The sequence below is a fragment of the Atlantibacter subterraneus genome (genome assembly GCF_007570865.1).
GTDB lineage: Bacteria > Pseudomonadota > Gammaproteobacteria > Enterobacterales > Enterobacteriaceae > Atlantibacter > Atlantibacter subterraneus.
In genome coordinates this window covers 32,478-47,208 of record NZ_VLPS01000002.1, presented here as the reverse complement: position 1 = coordinate 47,208, position 14,731 = coordinate 32,478, and the positions used below count along the sequence as shown (strand labels likewise).

Below are 14,731 nucleotides of genomic sequence, written 5' to 3'. Positions count from 1 at the left end.
TTACCTTTCTTTCTCTAATAAGCTCAATTGCTAGTGTGTTGAGAACATACTAATCACCTCCTCCATCTACGTAAAGGTAGTTCTTTTGCAGTAAGCTAAGTTTGTTAACTTACGCCAAAAAAAATCTTCTTCTCACCAAAATCGCACTACACCGCACCCGCCTGCCGTTTTCATATCAGAGAATTTTTTCAGTTTTGATTTTCTACAAATCATCCCTGCAGGCCGCGCCACTACTGGCCTTTCCGGGTAGAAAGCGAACTGAAAAGTATGAAAGGAATTTCAGCTTTTTTCAGTTTCCGGGGACTGGCATGTAAAGGCTGAAACACTTAAGCCATTGATTAGAAATAAATAAAAATTTTTCCGTCACTGTTTTCTGAAGCTGGCCCGCCACACTCAAAAATTAAGCTATTGAAAGATAATCAATTAAATACAATCAAAACTGAAAGATGCTGGCGCATTTAAAGCAGGTCCGGGCATGGCATTTGCCACCCCGGCATGATGCATTACTGCCGGTTTTTTGCCGCAAGCAGTATTTCCAGCGCCCTCTCACGGTCCTGTTCCGGCAGGGCATCAATCAGTTCTTTCACCCTTCCCTGCCCCTTCAGCGCACTGGGGCTTATCGTATGGGAAAAAGCGACATTCATCACAAACGTATGGCCGCATTCAACGTTTGAGCAACTACAGTAAACATCTGCCAGCTGCGGGTGTTTACGATTCGTTTTTCGAATCTTTGCATCTGCAAGGCATGCCGGGCAGGTCATTTTCATTATGCGCATGCTGTTTCCTTGATTCATGGCCTGCCAGGAAAAAGGCTGGCAGGCTATCTGCTTTCTGTCCTGACGTGTAACAGTGGCAACACTGGTAACCACATTGATTTATAAAGAGAAAATTAGTTACCACTGCGTTTTATCGCGAGGTAACAGGTGGTAACAGCGTTTATTTTGTTACCAGTGTTACCTTTCGCTAATTTTCACTGGTAACACCCCCGCCCCTTACCGGTTACGGGTGTTACCTCTGTTACCAGTGTTACCTCATTAAAATAAGACTCACGCGAGATTAGTCCTCTTCCGGCTCTCCAAGCACGTTAGTGTTGAACTGGTATACCCGCTTAAGGCCTATTTCTGGCAGGCGCATACTTATCTGGGTTCGCCCGTCCTTACCGGCGTCCAGCCATCCGGCGCTGACGCACAGTCTCGCCACCTTACGGGCATCGAAACCCTTACAGATTTCTTTCCACCCTGACGGCAGGATATAAAACGTTGTCACCGCCTCTGTGCCTGTGTTTCCCTTGTCCACTTTACGAAAGCCCATCATGGCCACAGGACGGTTTTTTTCGTCGTGCCAGTCAGCAAAACGGCTGTACTGGTTACGCGTGATAAAATCCCTGACCTGCTCCATCGCGGCGCGATCTTCCTGGTTCGCTGAGTGGCCACGGTCAGCCATCCATGCCGCAAGACAGCGTTCAGCCGCCGTGTAAGCCTCACCTTCCGGCCAGCCGGTTATACCTGCCCGCGTGGCCAGCTCCCCGGCCATTGCCACCAGTGCAAATCGCGTCACCGCCCGCCCCACCTGATTACCGGCATTCTCAGGCGTCAGCCTGCGCGTGAACTCCTTCAGCATCGCTTTGGCCTGGCTGGTAACATCCGGCAGTGATGCCGTGATATGCCGCAACCAGTCACGGAACGGCGCACCGTGGTACTGCGAAACAGCCTGCTCAAGGTGCTCAGACAGTGCCTTACCGCCGCTGAAGCCATGCAGATCCTCAAACACGCCATATCTGCCGGAGTCGCTGGGGATCTGGATCATCCTCACTTCCACACCTGCATAGGTGCGCTCTCCGGCGCTGGCTGCATGCTCAACCAGTGACAGCTCACCGGTGGAAAGGAAAAGCAGGTTCCAGCGGTTGGTTTCCCTGACCGAACCATCCGTTCTGGCCCTCGCCTTGCCCTGCCCGTTGGCGAGCATATAGGCAATATTACCGGCCTCGCGTCCGTCAACCTCCCGGATTTCATCCAGCATCAGGGTGGCATCATTGCGGCGGCTTGCGGTTCCCTCCAGCGCGTTACCTGTGGCACGCCACGTATGCCAGAAATCCGTGCCGCCACAGACCGACGCGGCCACTTTCATGGTGGTGGTTTTACCGTCCGTGGATTCGCCTTTCAGGTGATACCCGCCTCCTCCCATCCCCACCAGTTGCAGTAACGGAGCCGCAAATGCCAGACTCACGCTGAATGCCAGCCGGGCATTTCCCGTGCAGAAGCGCGCGATATGCTCGCGCCATTCCTCTGACGTGCCGTTAACCCGGAAATCCCGTCCCTGTACGCTGGACGTCTGGAGAATGACAGAACGCGCGTCGCGGCCTATCACCTCGTCCTGAAGAACATAGACCCCGCCATGCCAGCCGGTTCTGTTCACGCACGTCACCTTGTTCTCAGGCTTGCACAGTGAGATGTATTCCATCAGGTGAGCGCGTGCCGCGCCGTTAACGTTAATATAGGAAAGCCCGTTCACCAGCAGTACGCGACGCAGCTCCTCGCCACTGCCGCCCAGCATTTCCATCGGCATGGCCCATTTCCGGTTGTTGCCGTTGGTATCGTCCCATTCAAGCAACCGCCCGTAGTTACTGCCGTCCGCGTCACTGGTAATGGCCGTCACCCTGATCGGGCTGCAAATTTTGATATTACGGATCTCCGTATCGCCATCCGACTTATTCACCAGTTTGTCATACCAGAGATATTCCCTGGTCAGCCGGAACCCTTCCGGCAGGCGCGTCAGGCCTTTTCCGTGCTGGGTCATTTCTTCCCTGAAAGCCTCCCGCGCACGCTCCTGACCAGCCTCCTGACGGAAGTCATCCCAGTCGGCCTTGTGCCGTGTCGGGGGCAGCGACACCCAGCCGTTCACTGCGTTTGCCGCTTTTTCTGCCCAGATACGCCCGGTATTTTCTTTCCCGTCCAGCAGATCGTTATCCCCCGCAATGACGATCCGGGTGTCCGGCCATTTCTGTCTGATTTTTTCTGCCACCCTGGGCAGATTGGTGGCGGCTACGGCAGCAATCACCCAGCCGGGTACAAGCAGGGAGACCGTCAGCGCCGTGGCAAGCCCTTCCGTGATGGTTACCTGTTCCGGCACCTCTGCGGGTATTTCCACCGGCGAGATAAACGCCCCGGCCAGCAGGCTTCCCGGAAGCAGGCTTTTATGCCCTTCAGGGCAGATAAGCTGACCGCCCGTGATGTTGCCGTCCATATCCCTGAGTGCAAACAGCAGTGAGCCAGCCGGAAAGGTGGCGCCGGCCACGGTTACGGGATGCCCCAGCAGGTTACAGGCCTGGCCGAACAGTCCACGCCCGGTGAGGTAAGGGCTTTCGCCGGTTACGGCATGTTTCATCAGCTGATAAAACCGCGCACTGCCGTTTTGCTTACGTGCAGCTTCATTCCTGGCAGGCAGCAGGGGCTTCCCCGCCACTTCAGGCATCGCCAGCGTTCCGGCAACCATATCCGACACCTCACGTACATTCCTGCCTGTCACCAGGCGGATCAAATCAAGCCCGTCGCCATTTCCGCACTGGTTGCAGAACCATGTCCCCCGCCCTTCCTTATCATCCAGGCGGAAGCGATCTGTTCCCCCACATTTTGGGCATGCGCCGTGGCGGCGTCCGGCAGGAACGTCGATACCCAGCGCGGAAAGGATGTGCGGCCAGCGGCCACGGGCAGCAGTCGTTACCGCTGTGACTGATTGTTGTTTCACCGGTATACCTCCCCTGTTGCGCCATGTACAAATTCAAAGCCAGCGGGCAGTTCGCCATCCGGGGCACCGAAAATGATATCCCGGTAGACTTCACGCATTTCAGTCACGCCCGCCACGGACAGGCGCAGCGCTTCTCCCATAAAGCCCAGCGTAAGCATTCTTTCGAGCGCTTCAGCAGCAAGACGGCTGCCGTCCTCCATCCCGAATTCATCCATCCACGGGGCTTCAATATGGAAAAGAATGTTCAGGGCCATCTTTTCTGGCGTCAGCAGTACGCGCTCGCCATCTTCGGCATAGACCGGCTCACCGTTAATACGTGTCATCATGGTAATGAATGCGTCAGCTATATACCGACGCAGCAGGGCGGCACGGAATGCCGGGGAAAGCACAATGTCATTATTAATCATGGTCATTCCCTTTTATGGTGCTGGTTTCCCGCACAACGCCGTCAAGCTGCTCGGCCAGACAGGCAAGGATGGCCGCAGCGCCCTCAGCGGGAATGGTTTTATGCCCGTAACTGCCGCAGACGGATAACACCCCGGCAAGAAACTCGCTGGCAAGCGTGGCTCTCAGCAGGCGCTCCTCTCCTTTAACAGACAGTGTGCAGGCGGGTTGAATTGCACCGGTATTTTTCATGCTTTCACCTCGCGGCTGTTTCTGACGGGCAGGCGTCCGGCAAAGCAGACAATAAAATCCGCTGACAGCCGCTGACGGGCGTCACGCTCGCTGGTCGCAGTAACACGCACGGGACAGGGACGCGCGGTACAGTCAGCGCGACGCAGGGCAAGAAAGAGATAAGTAAACTGAGGATGAGCAAATACAGGGGCAGTGGCCATAGCGGCAACCTCCTTCAGATAGCGGTTAACGCCACCACCGGAGTTCCTACGCTCATGGGTGGTAGCCCGGACGGGGGTAGGAATACCGGCTCTGAAGGATACCGGCCAGCCCGAAAGCTGCCCCGCCCGGACCACCATAATTCTGAGGATGTGGCGTGTAAGGCGAAAGAACGCCAGAAAACACCACACCATTAAATACAGGTGTGCCAGAACTGCGACATAAAAAAACACGCTAGGCGCGTGTTGTGTCGCCTTCAGATTACCCGGGTTCCTACGCCCGGTTGCCGATTTTGCGGCAACGGGGAAACTATAGCCCGCAGAAATGTTACGGCGCAAGAAATTTATAACCGAATTTTGCTGATTGAGTAAAAACAATAAAGCTGCCATTCTTAAAACTCACTGAAGTTTAACTAATTAATGTTCTGTATTTGCCAACCAGACCCGCTTAATGCGGGTCTTTTTGTTTGCGCGGATTTAATCAACCAGCTCAATCGAATGCTCATCAACAGCGGCGTAAAGTTCCGCATCGCCCAAGGCGTATCCCTCATTACGCAGATAAGAACGGACGTATTCACACTTATCTTCGTCAAACTCTGCGCGGAAATAACGCGTATTTGCCTGCGTATAAATATGAAGATTGCTCAGCGTGGTCACAGCAAGCCGTTTGCCTGGCATAAAAGGGGGAATAAAGGCGAAGCGCCCGGCCACAGAACTTGTGGCCATCTGCGCAGCGCTGACATTTGCTGGCCGATCAGCAGCATTAAACAGGCGCAGGCGTTGTTGCGCAGCCAATTCAGCGCCGATTAATACCACCAAACGCGGATCTTCCCGGAACGGCTCAGCAATAACATTTGTGATGAGATGGTTGGCCAGTAAATCAATATTTTTCCAGTTTCCGGTTTCGCCAAGCGTAACAGGCTCTGACAGGATCTGTTTCCCTCCCTGATATTCTTTTGCCAGTGCATGCCAGCCAATATTCACATCCTCCCCTTTTTTATTGATCTCAGGGCTGGTTGTATCAGCAATGGATGTGCCATTAAAACCGACACGCAGCATATCCAGCGAACAGGCCTGGCTGAAGAAATGGTCCATAGTGTCATCAAAATTACCGGCATTGCCTAAGTGATAAATATCAGACATTTCGGCGTAACTGATCGTGGCGCAGGTATCCGTTTCAGAGAGCCAGAATTCAGTTCCGTTAATTGCTACTTTTTTAGAAAATCGCCCATCAGCCACGCGCCCGGTATGCAGTTCACTTGCACCAATGTTTATAGCGTTACCTTCTATGTCATTAACATCACGCAGGGTAATATTTGCCATCATCCAGCCAGACTCAAGAATGGAAGCACGAACAATATTTTCTTTTTTTCCTTTTACAGAAAAACGGCTTCCGACAAGACATATATTTTTATCCTGCGAAGTAAATTTTTCATGATAACGGCGTGCGGCATCCGGCGCTTCTTTTCTGAACGCAAACATAAATCAACCTTATTTAACTAAATGGAAAAAAACTTCTTTTTCTGTTCGTAATTTTTCTTACAGTCAAGCACGGAAGAAACATACTCGTCCCCACTTATAATTGCCCGCAGCAGATTATTGTCCGCGCTAAAATACTCTCTGTAAGCTTCAGCGCGAATAAGCCCACCGTTATTTAACTCATATCGATCAGTGGGGGGTGAACATAATTTAATTATGCTGTTTACAGCAGATACCAGATTATCAAGCTCAACTGTAATAAACTGGACAGCTCTTGAAATATCTAAATTTTCCAGTAAAGATTTTGGCTCGACCGGTATGCGCACGGAACTGTGGAATGAGTGAAGCAGTGGAAGATTGATTCCTTTCCCGATGAACTCCGCCTCATGAATGAGCAGACCCGGCAAACATTTAAAATATGCCAGACGTTCTTTCTGGTGATTGAGTCGGGATAGCGCAGTCTGATATCGGTATTCAGCTTCTGCTCGGTCAGCACCCCTGAACTTTCGGTCCCTGACCTCCGAAATACTTTTGCTGACACCAGAAATACTGTTCATTGCTGCTTTAGCTATAGCAACGGCATCATTACGGACAGCAAATTCATTTTCTTCAGTGCGGCAAACTTTTTCACAGCGCATGAGAAGAAGGTTAATTTCTTCCGTATCAGCTTCTGTATCAGGAATTGTTAACCCCGTCAGTGATGTTAACCTGGCCCCTTGAACCCGTAATTTACCTAAAGTAAATATTTCGACTATACGGGCAATACAAGCTGCATCAGAACTTTTATCATTGAAAGGTATTGTTTTGTATCCTAAAATTATGGATACGGAATCATTTTTTAAAGAAGGAATACCATTGATAACACTTTCATTAAAAATCATTGCTTTCATTTCTCCTCAAGAATTTTATTTAGTCACAGATTAAATTACTTACACACAGTATGACTATCTCGCCATGCATAATAATCACCCGCTTTCCATCGAGACATACGTCCTAATTTTATTGGCTTCGGGAATTTACCTAACGATATAAGTTTATAAATCCACTTATCAGTGAATAAACAGTCTGAAGTAATAAACTTCATATCGATTAATTTATCGTAAGATGGGCGGGACTTTGAACTATCCATACTATCTCCATGAGTTCATCAAAGTTTGTCAATGGAGAGAATTTGAACATAACTTGAAGGATATTTACGTCGAGTAGAATTACTTATTCCTACTCAACGTAAAGAAGATTCTAGTTACCGAGTGCTTTTCCTGCGATGGCTTTGCCCAAGATACGTTCTATGCGATCTAAAGAAAGGGGTTCGCCTCCATTTGCGTATAAAATATCTGTGGCATATCTCTCAATACAATTTGCCCAAGCTCGTATTGATCCCTCACATTCGTGAGGGTATTTTCCCTTGCAAAAAATAGCAGCAATAAGAACCATCTCTCTTCTTTTAGCATGTCGCTCTGAGACAACATTAGATATTTTTAGAGACTTACTCGCCTTTATCTCCAAGGCATTGTGTTGTGTACCAGAAAAGAAATTATTAGTTATAACTCTCTCCACATCTTCCCACGTCATCCATAAATCAGCCTCAGTAATTTTGACTCCGGCACTTTCCGGCAGAGCACACCCAAAAAACCCCTCAAGGCAGGAATTCCCAGTCGGAACTACTACCAATCCCTTATCATAATAACCATTTAATTCTATTCGTTTTAAAGATTCACAATCAATCGCCCACAAACCAGAAGCATCACCATCAGCCACGCTAAATTCATCACCATTCTCATTAAAAAATGGAAAATTATATTCATCAGATGACATTCCACTGTAAATAAGAGAATACTTTGAAATCTCTTTGTATCCATTGTAATTATTTTGTAGGCTTTCAAATTTCCGATTCAAAGAATGAACATCTACTGTACTATAGAAATAAGAATAAGCCATATTTAACATAATACAGAGGTTGATTTTATTATTTGCCCCCCAATGAATTAGGTCTTCGACTTCGCATCTTATTTTTTTTGCAGCTCGATCAATTCGATAATAGTCTAAATGAGGAAGATTACTCATGTTCCCATCCCCCTAATAAATCCGAGTACCATTGCATCATTTCTCTACGACCTTCGAGATACTGTGCATGGTTGTATATTCCACGGATTGAATTTTTATCAAGATGAGCAAGTTGAGTTTCAATCCATGAACTGTTAAATCCCTTTTCATGCAAAATTGTGCTCATCGTATGCCTAAAACCATGACCGGTAACCCGCCCCCCATACCCTATGCGCTTAAAAACCTGATTGATACTGGCTTCACTCATGAACTTACTGGGATCATTACGACCGGGGAACATCAGCGGATAATTCCCTGTCAATTCTTTCAACCTTTCAAGGTGAACTAAGGCTTGCTTTGACAGCGGAACAATATGGGCACGACGCATTTTCATGCGTTCTTTAGGGATTTCCCATACAGCGTTATCGAAATCCACTTCACGCCATTCAGCTGCACGTAGCTCTCCAGTTCTCAACCCTGTCAGAATAAGCAAATGTGCCCCCAATAAAACTATGGGACTTCCAGTGTAGGCATTCAGTGCCGTGAAAAATTCAGGCAGTTCGCTTGCTTTAAGGAAAGGATAATGAACGGCCTCATGCCCTTGCATTGCGCTAGCGAGATCAGGCGCAGGATTGTAGACAGCGCGCCCCGTTACGATGGCATAGCGAAATACTTCTCCACAACGCTGGCGAACCTTCTTCGCTTTTTCCATCGCCCCTCTTGCTTCTATCAGTCTCAGAACTTCCAGTAGCTCCAAAGGCTTAATATCGGCTATAGGACGGTGGCCAATATGCGGGAAAATATCTTTATCAAATGCCTCAAGAATGTCGGAAGCGTAACCCTCTGACCATTTGGGGGACTTCATCTTGTGCCACTCTAACGCAACCTCTCTGAACGGGTTGAGTATCTCAGTGGAAGCGGTTAAAGCCTGCTTCTTTGCTTTCTTTACTTCACCGGGATCGTCACCCGCTGCGAGTAGCTTCTTTGCATCTTCGCGTTTTTGCCTGGCATCAGCAAGAGAGACGGTGGGATAGACACCAAAGGACAGGCGTTTTTCTTTACCGCCGAAACGGTACTTCATACGCCAGTAGCGTGAGCCATTAGGTTCGACCTGAAGATATAGGCCTCCTCCATCAGCGAGCTTGTAACTCTTCTCTTGTCCTTTAGCAGCTTCAACCTTGCGGGCGTTAAGCATCATTGGGGGCACATTTCCTAGACCGAACATTAGATACCCCCGATTGTGCCCCCAACTGCATGTTGATTTCAATAGATAGGAGTTGATTTCAGATGACTATAAATAGCGTAACTTCTATGTTTTTAAACGATTTTATTGATGTGAGTTGACTTGAGAAAACTAAGGGGTGGTGCCGATAATAGGAGTCGAACCTACGACCTTCGCATTACGAATGCGCTGCTCTACCAACTGAGCTATATCGGCCCTGAGAAGAAGTGCTCATGGGCGCGAACACGGGGTAAAAGGTTAAGGAAATCTGGCAGAGCCGTCAATGGCCTTATGATTTAAGTGGTGAGTTTTACGCCAGTTAACGCAGGCACTCCGCCTTATTCCGCGGAATGCCTGATTTAGATTAGGAATTACGCTCCGGTCACCATCAATACATCATCGACAAAGTTTTTGGCGCGTGGAATGTCCGACTCGTCGACGTGTTCAATGATCAGCGGAATGTTCGGGTGGTTTTTCGCAAGCAGCTCCACATACAGCAAATAGTTAAGCGACCCCAACCCCGCTGCGGGCAGCTCCACCGAACCGGCTCCTCGGAAGCTGTTATGCTCCGCCGCGCCGTCGCCGAATTTCTCAATCACCACGTCGGTTTTCTTACAATCTTTGGCATGGGCGATTTTGATTTTGCTGTCCAGCACATTGAAGATGCTGTGCAGCGTTTCATTGATGGCGTCGATATTTTTATCATCAAAATAGTTGGTCGGATCCAGTGCCAGCCCCAGGCCGGGATGATCGATATCGCGCATCAGCCGCGCCACCTGGCTGACCGAGCCGATAATGTTGTTCACGTAGTTTTCCACCAGGAACACCGCGCCGTGCTCATACGCGAAAGCAGCCAGATCGCGGGCGATGGCTTTAAACTCCTGATACGCCTCTTCTGTGCTGTTTTTTGGATCGTACAGCCAGTCGCTGTCGACGTTATAAGTGCCGGTTTCGCTGATCACATACGGCGTACCAAAGTCCCGCGCGTGAGCGAGGATCTCCTTCACCGCCGCGATATTCTCGGCGCGCTTCGTTAGATCCGGATGCACCAAGTTGGTATACGCCGAGATGGCGACGATGGGCAGATTGGCTTTGCGAAACGCGTCGCGCACCTGATGCGCTTTCTGTTTGGTGATATGCCCCCGGCTCAGATCGACATCGGTAAATTCGAGGTCAAGCTGCACGCAGCCCATCCCCGCCTGCTTAATCTTCGCGATGGTCTCTTCCAGGGTGTAGGGGTAGTAACCGGTAAAGATGCCGACGTTAATCATTTTGTGTTCTCCTGAAGGATTTCATTGAGATAAACGGTTCGCTCTTCCTGAATAGAGGCATAACAGGCTTCGATGCAGGCCAGCGTGCCGAGATTGTCCTCGGCGCTGATTTCCGGTTCAACGCCTTGTTCCAGGGCGCACAGCAGGCTCGCCATGGTGCCGATAAACGCATCCGGGAACCACTGGCGCTCCCATTGTGGGGCGATCCAGCGATCGGGATAGTCGCGTGACGCCAGTTTTAGGGTGCTGCCGCAGTATTCTGGCGGACGGCGGTGCCAGCCAAAATCGCCCTCCGCCAGCCCGTCGGTGCCCTCCACCCGCCAGTTGATGTAATTATTTTTAGCGCAGGGTTCACCCGGCCAGGCCCAGACGTCGTCCAGGCTGGTGGCGATCAGGCCATTGGCATACTGGAAGGTGTACTGGGTAATGCCATCGGTATGTTCAAAAGCGGTACGCGGATCGGTGCGGCATACCGCGGTGACTTTAACCGGGTTGCCAAACAGGAAGCGGAAGGCGTCGATATGGTGGATCGCCATGGCATACAGTTCGAGCTTTTTATACTGCTGGAGAAACTGCTGCCAGTCGGGAATGGCGCGCATATCGATGCTGGCAAGCACCGGCGTGCCGATCAGCTGGTTATCGAGAATGTACTTGAGCGCGCGGATCGACGGGTCGTAACGCATATTAGAATTCACCGCAATGGGGATGCCGCTCTCTTTACTCAGGCGGACGATTTCGCGGCCAGCTTCCAGCGACATCGCCAGCGGTTTCTGGCACAGAATGGCCTTCACGTTCTTTGCCGGAGAATGTTTGCCGCAGATAAAGCGCACAATCTCTAACTGAATATGCGGCGGTACGGCGATATCGATAATCTCGATCTGCGGATCGCACACCATCTCCTGCCAGCTGGCGTAGGTTTTTGGGATACCGAACGCCTCGGAAAGCCGCTGGCTATGGCTAACGTCCAGCGAGGTAATCGCGTATGGCGTAAACCCCGCTTTCTGGTACGCCACCAGATGGCAATGCTCAACGATAAAACCCGCGCCGATAATACCGATTTTATAGTCTTTTCGCTGCGGTAACGCCGGACGTGTCGCCTGCTCTAATAAGCGCTCTAACGAATCCATAATGCCCCCGATTATGATTGGCGGCGAGAGCCCGTCTCGCCGAAAATATTCAGCGCAGCGCATTGCCTTTCACCGACGCATTATCCGCAAGCGGTGAAGCATGGCGCTGTTTTTGCAGCCAGAACTGCTCGATCTCTTCCAGCGATTTTCCTTTGGTTTCCGGCAACATAAATTTGGCAATCGCCAGTTGGATCAGGCACATCACGGCAAAGAAATAGAAAGTGTTATTACCGCCGAACGTTGCCAGGGTAAAAGGAAACAGCCAGACCACCAGGAAATTGAATATCCACTGGGTAAAGGAAACCAGCGCCACGGCTTTACTGCGTATCGCATTGGGAAACATTTCCGACACCAGAGTCCAGAATACCGGTCCGATGCAGGCGGAAAAGCAGGCGATATAGGAGAATAAAAAGAATAGCGTCACCAGCACCGGCAAGGAGTGATGGAACGAGAAGCCCAAGAAAAACAGCGACACGCCCATAATCAACGAGCCATAGAAATAGAGTGGCCGCCGCCCTACCCGGTCAATTAACACCACGCCGATAACGGTTGCGATCAAATTGATGACGCCCATAAAGATATTGAAATAGAGCGCTGAGCTAATAGAAAACCCGGCGGCCATCATAATCTTCGGCGCATAATCCAGCGCGGCATTACAGCCAATTAACTGCACCAGCACCGCCAAAATCAACCCTAATACAATGCTGCTGCGTGAATCTTTATCAAACAGCGCACCGGCTTTGGCAGTGTGATGGGCAGCGAGATTTTTCTCAACGTCATCGGTAATGCTTTGCGCTTCTGCTGGCGAATAAAAGCGTTGCAGTATTGCCAGCGCTTTTTGTTTTTGACCGCGGATCGTCAGCCAGCGCGGGCTTTCCGGAATAAACAATAGCCCAATAAAAAATACCGCTGCGGGAACCACGCCGGAGATAAACATCAGCCGCCAGTTATTCTCCAGATCCTTAAGAAAATAATTGGTCATATAAGAGAGCAAAATACCCAGCATGATGCACAGCTGATAAATGGCCGTCATCCGCCCGCGCATCGATGCCGGGGCCATCTCCGCCACATACATCGGTGAAAGCACGGAAATTGCCCCAACGCTAATCCCGCCTAACAGCCGGTTAAGAATGAATGTGGTCTCATTGGTGGCGATGCCGGTCCCTGCGCAGGAAATACCAAATATAATCGCGGCGATAATCAGAACGCGTTTGCGGCCAAATTTATTGGTAACGTATCCCGACCCGAATGAGCCGATAATACAGCCCACGAGTAATGAACTTACGCCCCATCCGAGCTGGAGTTCATTCCAGCTAAAATAGCTTTGGATAAAAGGAATAGCGCCAGCAATTATCGCGATATCAAAACCAAACATGATCCCGCCGAAAATGGCCACGCAGCAACTAAAGTACAAATAGAATGGATATTTCATCGTCACAATCCTTACCGGGATACGGGCGTTATAAAACGCTGCCCGTATCGCCCTGTCGTGTGCCTGCGATAATCCGCTATTGATCCGGCTGTTGCGGTTACCCAACAGCCAAGTGATTAGTTAAGTTCCGGAACGTAATTCTCTTTGATCCGCTGGCGGCGCGTCACATAGGCGGGCAGCGGCTGAACGTTGGTGCCGTCGGCAAACCACGCGAACGGATCGGTACTGGCCACCAGCGCGAAATTGGCCCACGGGTTAAACGAACCGGAGCGAATAATCACTTTGGCTTTGTAGGCGAGTTCACTGCACAGCACTTCATGGCTGGCTTCGCTGAAATCCGTTCCGGAGCCGGTAAAGATATCCTGCACCTGACGGTATAAATCACCATTGCAGTCGCGGACTTCGCGAGCAAATTTAATATCTTCGACAAACACTTCATGGCGCAGCACGCGCAGGATATCGGTGACGTCGGGAATGCCCGGCCAGAAACCCAGGTCAATGCGATTGGCATTTGGCGGGATAGGGAAACCGGCGTCGGTCACCAGGATAATATCGGTATGGCCGAGGGTGGCCAGCGCCGCTGCGAGTTGAGGATGTAGGATACGTTCAGGTCTCATGGTTATCTCTCCGAATTGAGTTTTTATAATTAACAACCGAGAAATTGTTCGACTTCTTGACGCGTTTTGTAGGAGGGCACGGTTTCCCAGTCGCAGCAGCACAATGCAGCGGTGGCATTGGCGAATAACGCCGCTTTTTCGACGGGCTGCCCTTCACTGAGCGCGACCGCTAATCCCGCGTTGAAGCTATCTCCCGCGCCGTTGCTGTCTACCACATCCACTTTGCAGGACGGGATTTCCAGGGTATCGGTGCGGCTGAACACTGCGCTACCCGCTTCGCCAAGCGTCATCACCACATAGCAGCAGCCGGTTTCCAGCAGTAAGTCAGCGATCTCGCGGTTGCTGCGGGAATCGTCGGGAGCCAGCCCCAGCGCCACGCGGGCTTCGGTTTCGTTGGGCGTCAGGTAATCGATATGGCTGAGGTTGACGCCGCGCAAATCCCTGGCCGGAGCGGGATTGAGAATGGTGATTTTGCCGAGCTGCTTAGCAAGATTCAGGCCGTAGAGCGCGGTCTCCAGTGGGATCTCTAATTGCGCCAGCGCCACGCGGCTCTGCTCGATCAGCGCTTTTGCTTCGTCCACGTGCGCCGGGCTGAACAGTTTATTGGCCCCCATATCCACCACAATCACGTTACGGGCCTGATTATCTTTAATAATCAGGCCAGCACCGGTGGGTAATTCCGGGGTTAAGGTCAACGCATCGATATTGACGCCTTCGTCGCGCATCAGGGTCACAAATTCATGGCCGAAGGTGTCATCGCCCACCACGCCGGCATAGGCCACGTTCGCCCCAAGCCGCGCCGCCTGCACCGCCATATCCGAGCCTTTTCCGCCCCAGGTCTGGCGAAAATCGGTACCGATTAACGTCTCGCCCGCCATGGGAATGCGATCTGCCGTCATGACCAGCGCTTTGGCATAACTGCCAAGGATAAAAATACTCATCAGTAATTCCCCTTTTCGACTG

At 50.8% G+C, this 14,731-nt stretch carries 15 protein-coding genes and 1 tRNA gene; all 16 read right to left on the bottom strand.

The annotated features are described in order from the left end of the window. Positions 1-503: 503 nt before the first annotated feature. Entirely contained in the window at positions 504-776 is a 273-nt protein-coding gene (locus tag FND52_RS05495) for an Ogr/Delta-like zinc finger protein (RefSeq protein ID WP_144129922.1), read from the bottom strand. A gap of 280 nt (positions 777-1,056) precedes the next feature. Further along, positions 1,057-3,744, bottom strand: a complete 2,688-nt coding sequence (locus FND52_RS05490; RefSeq protein ID WP_144129920.1) for a DUF927 domain-containing protein — start codon at positions 3,742-3,744, stop codon at positions 1,057-1,059. Continuing rightward, positions 3,741-4,151 carry a DUF5375 domain-containing protein gene (locus tag FND52_RS05485; protein ID WP_144129918.1) on the bottom strand — a complete coding sequence of 137 codons (411 nt, stop codon included), beginning with the start codon at positions 4,149-4,151 and terminating at the stop codon, positions 3,741-3,743. The genes FND52_RS05490 and FND52_RS05485 overlap by 4 nt, the downstream gene beginning before the upstream one ends. Continuing rightward, entirely contained in the window at positions 4,144-4,380 is a 237-nt protein-coding gene (locus tag FND52_RS05480; protein WP_144129916.1) for a hypothetical protein, read from the bottom strand. The genes FND52_RS05485 and FND52_RS05480 overlap by 8 nt, the downstream gene beginning before the upstream one ends. After that, positions 4,377-4,967 carry a host cell division inhibitor Icd-like protein gene (locus FND52_RS05475; RefSeq protein WP_144129914.1) on the bottom strand — a complete coding sequence of 197 codons (591 nt, stop codon included), beginning with the start codon at positions 4,965-4,967 and terminating at the stop codon, positions 4,377-4,379. Before FND52_RS05475 ends, FND52_RS05480 begins: the two co-directional genes overlap by 4 nt. Before the next feature lie 87 nt (positions 4,968-5,054). Beyond that, positions 5,055-6,059, bottom strand: coding sequence for a P2 family phage major capsid protein (locus FND52_RS05470; RefSeq protein WP_144129912.1), 1,005 nt, complete (start codon positions 6,057-6,059; stop codon positions 5,055-5,057). Positions 6,060-6,076: 17 nt separating this feature from the next. Continuing rightward, the gene (locus FND52_RS05465; protein WP_244290550.1) at positions 6,077-6,946 is read right to left on the bottom strand and encodes a hypothetical protein; all 870 of its coding nucleotides are present in this window, start codon (positions 6,944-6,946) and stop codon (positions 6,077-6,079) included. Between the two features lie 35 nt (positions 6,947-6,981). Next, complete coding sequence (locus FND52_RS21915; protein ID WP_144129910.1) at positions 6,982-7,185, bottom strand: helix-turn-helix transcriptional regulator; 204 nt, start codon at positions 7,183-7,185, stop codon at positions 6,982-6,984. Between the two features lie 110 nt (positions 7,186-7,295). Continuing rightward, positions 7,296-8,120 carry a hypothetical protein gene (locus FND52_RS05455; protein WP_144129908.1) on the bottom strand — a complete coding sequence of 275 codons (825 nt, stop codon included), beginning with the start codon at positions 8,118-8,120 and terminating at the stop codon, positions 7,296-7,298. After that, entirely contained in the window at positions 8,113-9,297 is a 1,185-nt protein-coding gene (locus tag FND52_RS05450; protein ID WP_144129906.1) for a tyrosine-type recombinase/integrase, read from the bottom strand. The genes FND52_RS05455 and FND52_RS05450 overlap by 8 nt, the downstream gene beginning before the upstream one ends. 164 nt (positions 9,298-9,461) lie before the next feature. Beyond that, positions 9,462-9,537 (bottom strand) — tRNA-Thr (locus tag FND52_RS05445). 155 nt (positions 9,538-9,692) lie between these two features. Next, positions 9,693-10,592, bottom strand: coding sequence for a sugar phosphate isomerase/epimerase family protein (locus FND52_RS05440; protein ID WP_144129904.1), 900 nt, complete (start codon positions 10,590-10,592; stop codon positions 9,693-9,695). Further along, the gene (locus tag FND52_RS05435; protein ID WP_144129902.1) at positions 10,589-11,719 is read right to left on the bottom strand and encodes a Gfo/Idh/MocA family protein; all 1,131 of its coding nucleotides are present in this window, start codon (positions 11,717-11,719) and stop codon (positions 10,589-10,591) included. The genes FND52_RS05440 and FND52_RS05435 overlap by 4 nt, the downstream gene beginning before the upstream one ends. A gap of 49 nt (positions 11,720-11,768) precedes the next feature. Further along, the gene (locus FND52_RS05430; protein WP_125295114.1) at positions 11,769-13,151 is read right to left on the bottom strand and encodes a sugar porter family MFS transporter; all 1,383 of its coding nucleotides are present in this window, start codon (positions 13,149-13,151) and stop codon (positions 11,769-11,771) included. Positions 13,152-13,267: 116 nt separating this feature from the next. Continuing rightward, on the bottom strand, positions 13,268-13,768 hold the full coding sequence (gene rbsD / locus FND52_RS05425; RefSeq protein ID WP_144129900.1) for a D-ribose pyranase: 501 nt from the start codon (positions 13,766-13,768) through the stop codon (positions 13,268-13,270). A gap of 29 nt (positions 13,769-13,797) precedes the next feature. Beyond that, on the bottom strand, positions 13,798-14,709 hold the full coding sequence (locus FND52_RS05420) for a ribokinase (RefSeq protein ID WP_167509336.1): 912 nt from the start codon (positions 14,707-14,709) through the stop codon (positions 13,798-13,800). Positions 14,710-14,731 lie beyond the last annotated feature (22 nt).

Bases quoted from the DNA above. Each gene is read 5' to 3' on its own strand.
- FND52_RS21915 (WP_144129910.1), bottom strand. From the start codon at position 7,185: ATGGATAGTTCAAAGTCCCGCCCATCTTACGATAAATTAATCGATATG.
- FND52_RS05465 (WP_244290550.1), bottom strand. From the start codon at position 6,946: ATGAAAGCAATGATTTTTAATGAAAGTGTTATCAATGGTATTCCTTCT.
- FND52_RS05455 (WP_144129908.1), bottom strand. From the start codon at position 8,120: ATGAGTAATCTTCCTCATTTAGACTATTATCGAATTGATCGAGCTGCA.
- FND52_RS05470 (WP_144129912.1), bottom strand. From the start codon at position 6,059: ATGTTTGCGTTCAGAAAAGAAGCGCCGGATGCCGCACGCCGTTATCAT.
- FND52_RS05450 (WP_144129906.1), bottom strand. From the start codon at position 9,297: ATGATGCTTAACGCCCGCAAGGTTGAAGCTGCTAAAGGACAAGAGAAG.
- FND52_RS05430 (WP_125295114.1), bottom strand. From the start codon at position 13,151: ATGAAATATCCATTCTATTTGTACTTTAGTTGCTGCGTGGCCATTTTC.
- FND52_RS05475 (WP_144129914.1), bottom strand. From the start codon at position 4,967: ATGGCAGCTTTATTGTTTTTACTCAATCAGCAAAATTCGGTTATAAAT.
- FND52_RS05480 (WP_144129916.1), bottom strand. From the start codon at position 4,380: ATGAAAAATACCGGTGCAATTCAACCCGCCTGCACACTGTCTGTTAAA.
- FND52_RS05435 (WP_144129902.1), bottom strand. From the start codon at position 11,719: ATGGATTCGTTAGAGCGCTTATTAGAGCAGGCGACACGTCCGGCGTTA.
- rbsD (WP_144129900.1), bottom strand. From the start codon at position 13,768: ATGAGACCTGAACGTATCCTACATCCTCAACTCGCAGCGGCGCTGGCC.
- FND52_RS05440 (WP_144129904.1), bottom strand. From the start codon at position 10,592: ATGATTAACGTCGGCATCTTTACCGGTTACTACCCCTACACCCTGGAA.
- FND52_RS05420 (WP_167509336.1), bottom strand. From the start codon at position 14,709: ATGAGTATTTTTATCCTTGGCAGTTATGCCAAAGCGCTGGTCATGACG.
- FND52_RS05495 (WP_144129922.1), bottom strand. From the start codon at position 776: ATGCGCATAATGAAAATGACCTGCCCGGCATGCCTTGCAGATGCAAAG.
- FND52_RS05485 (WP_144129918.1), bottom strand. From the start codon at position 4,151: ATGATTAATAATGACATTGTGCTTTCCCCGGCATTCCGTGCCGCCCTG.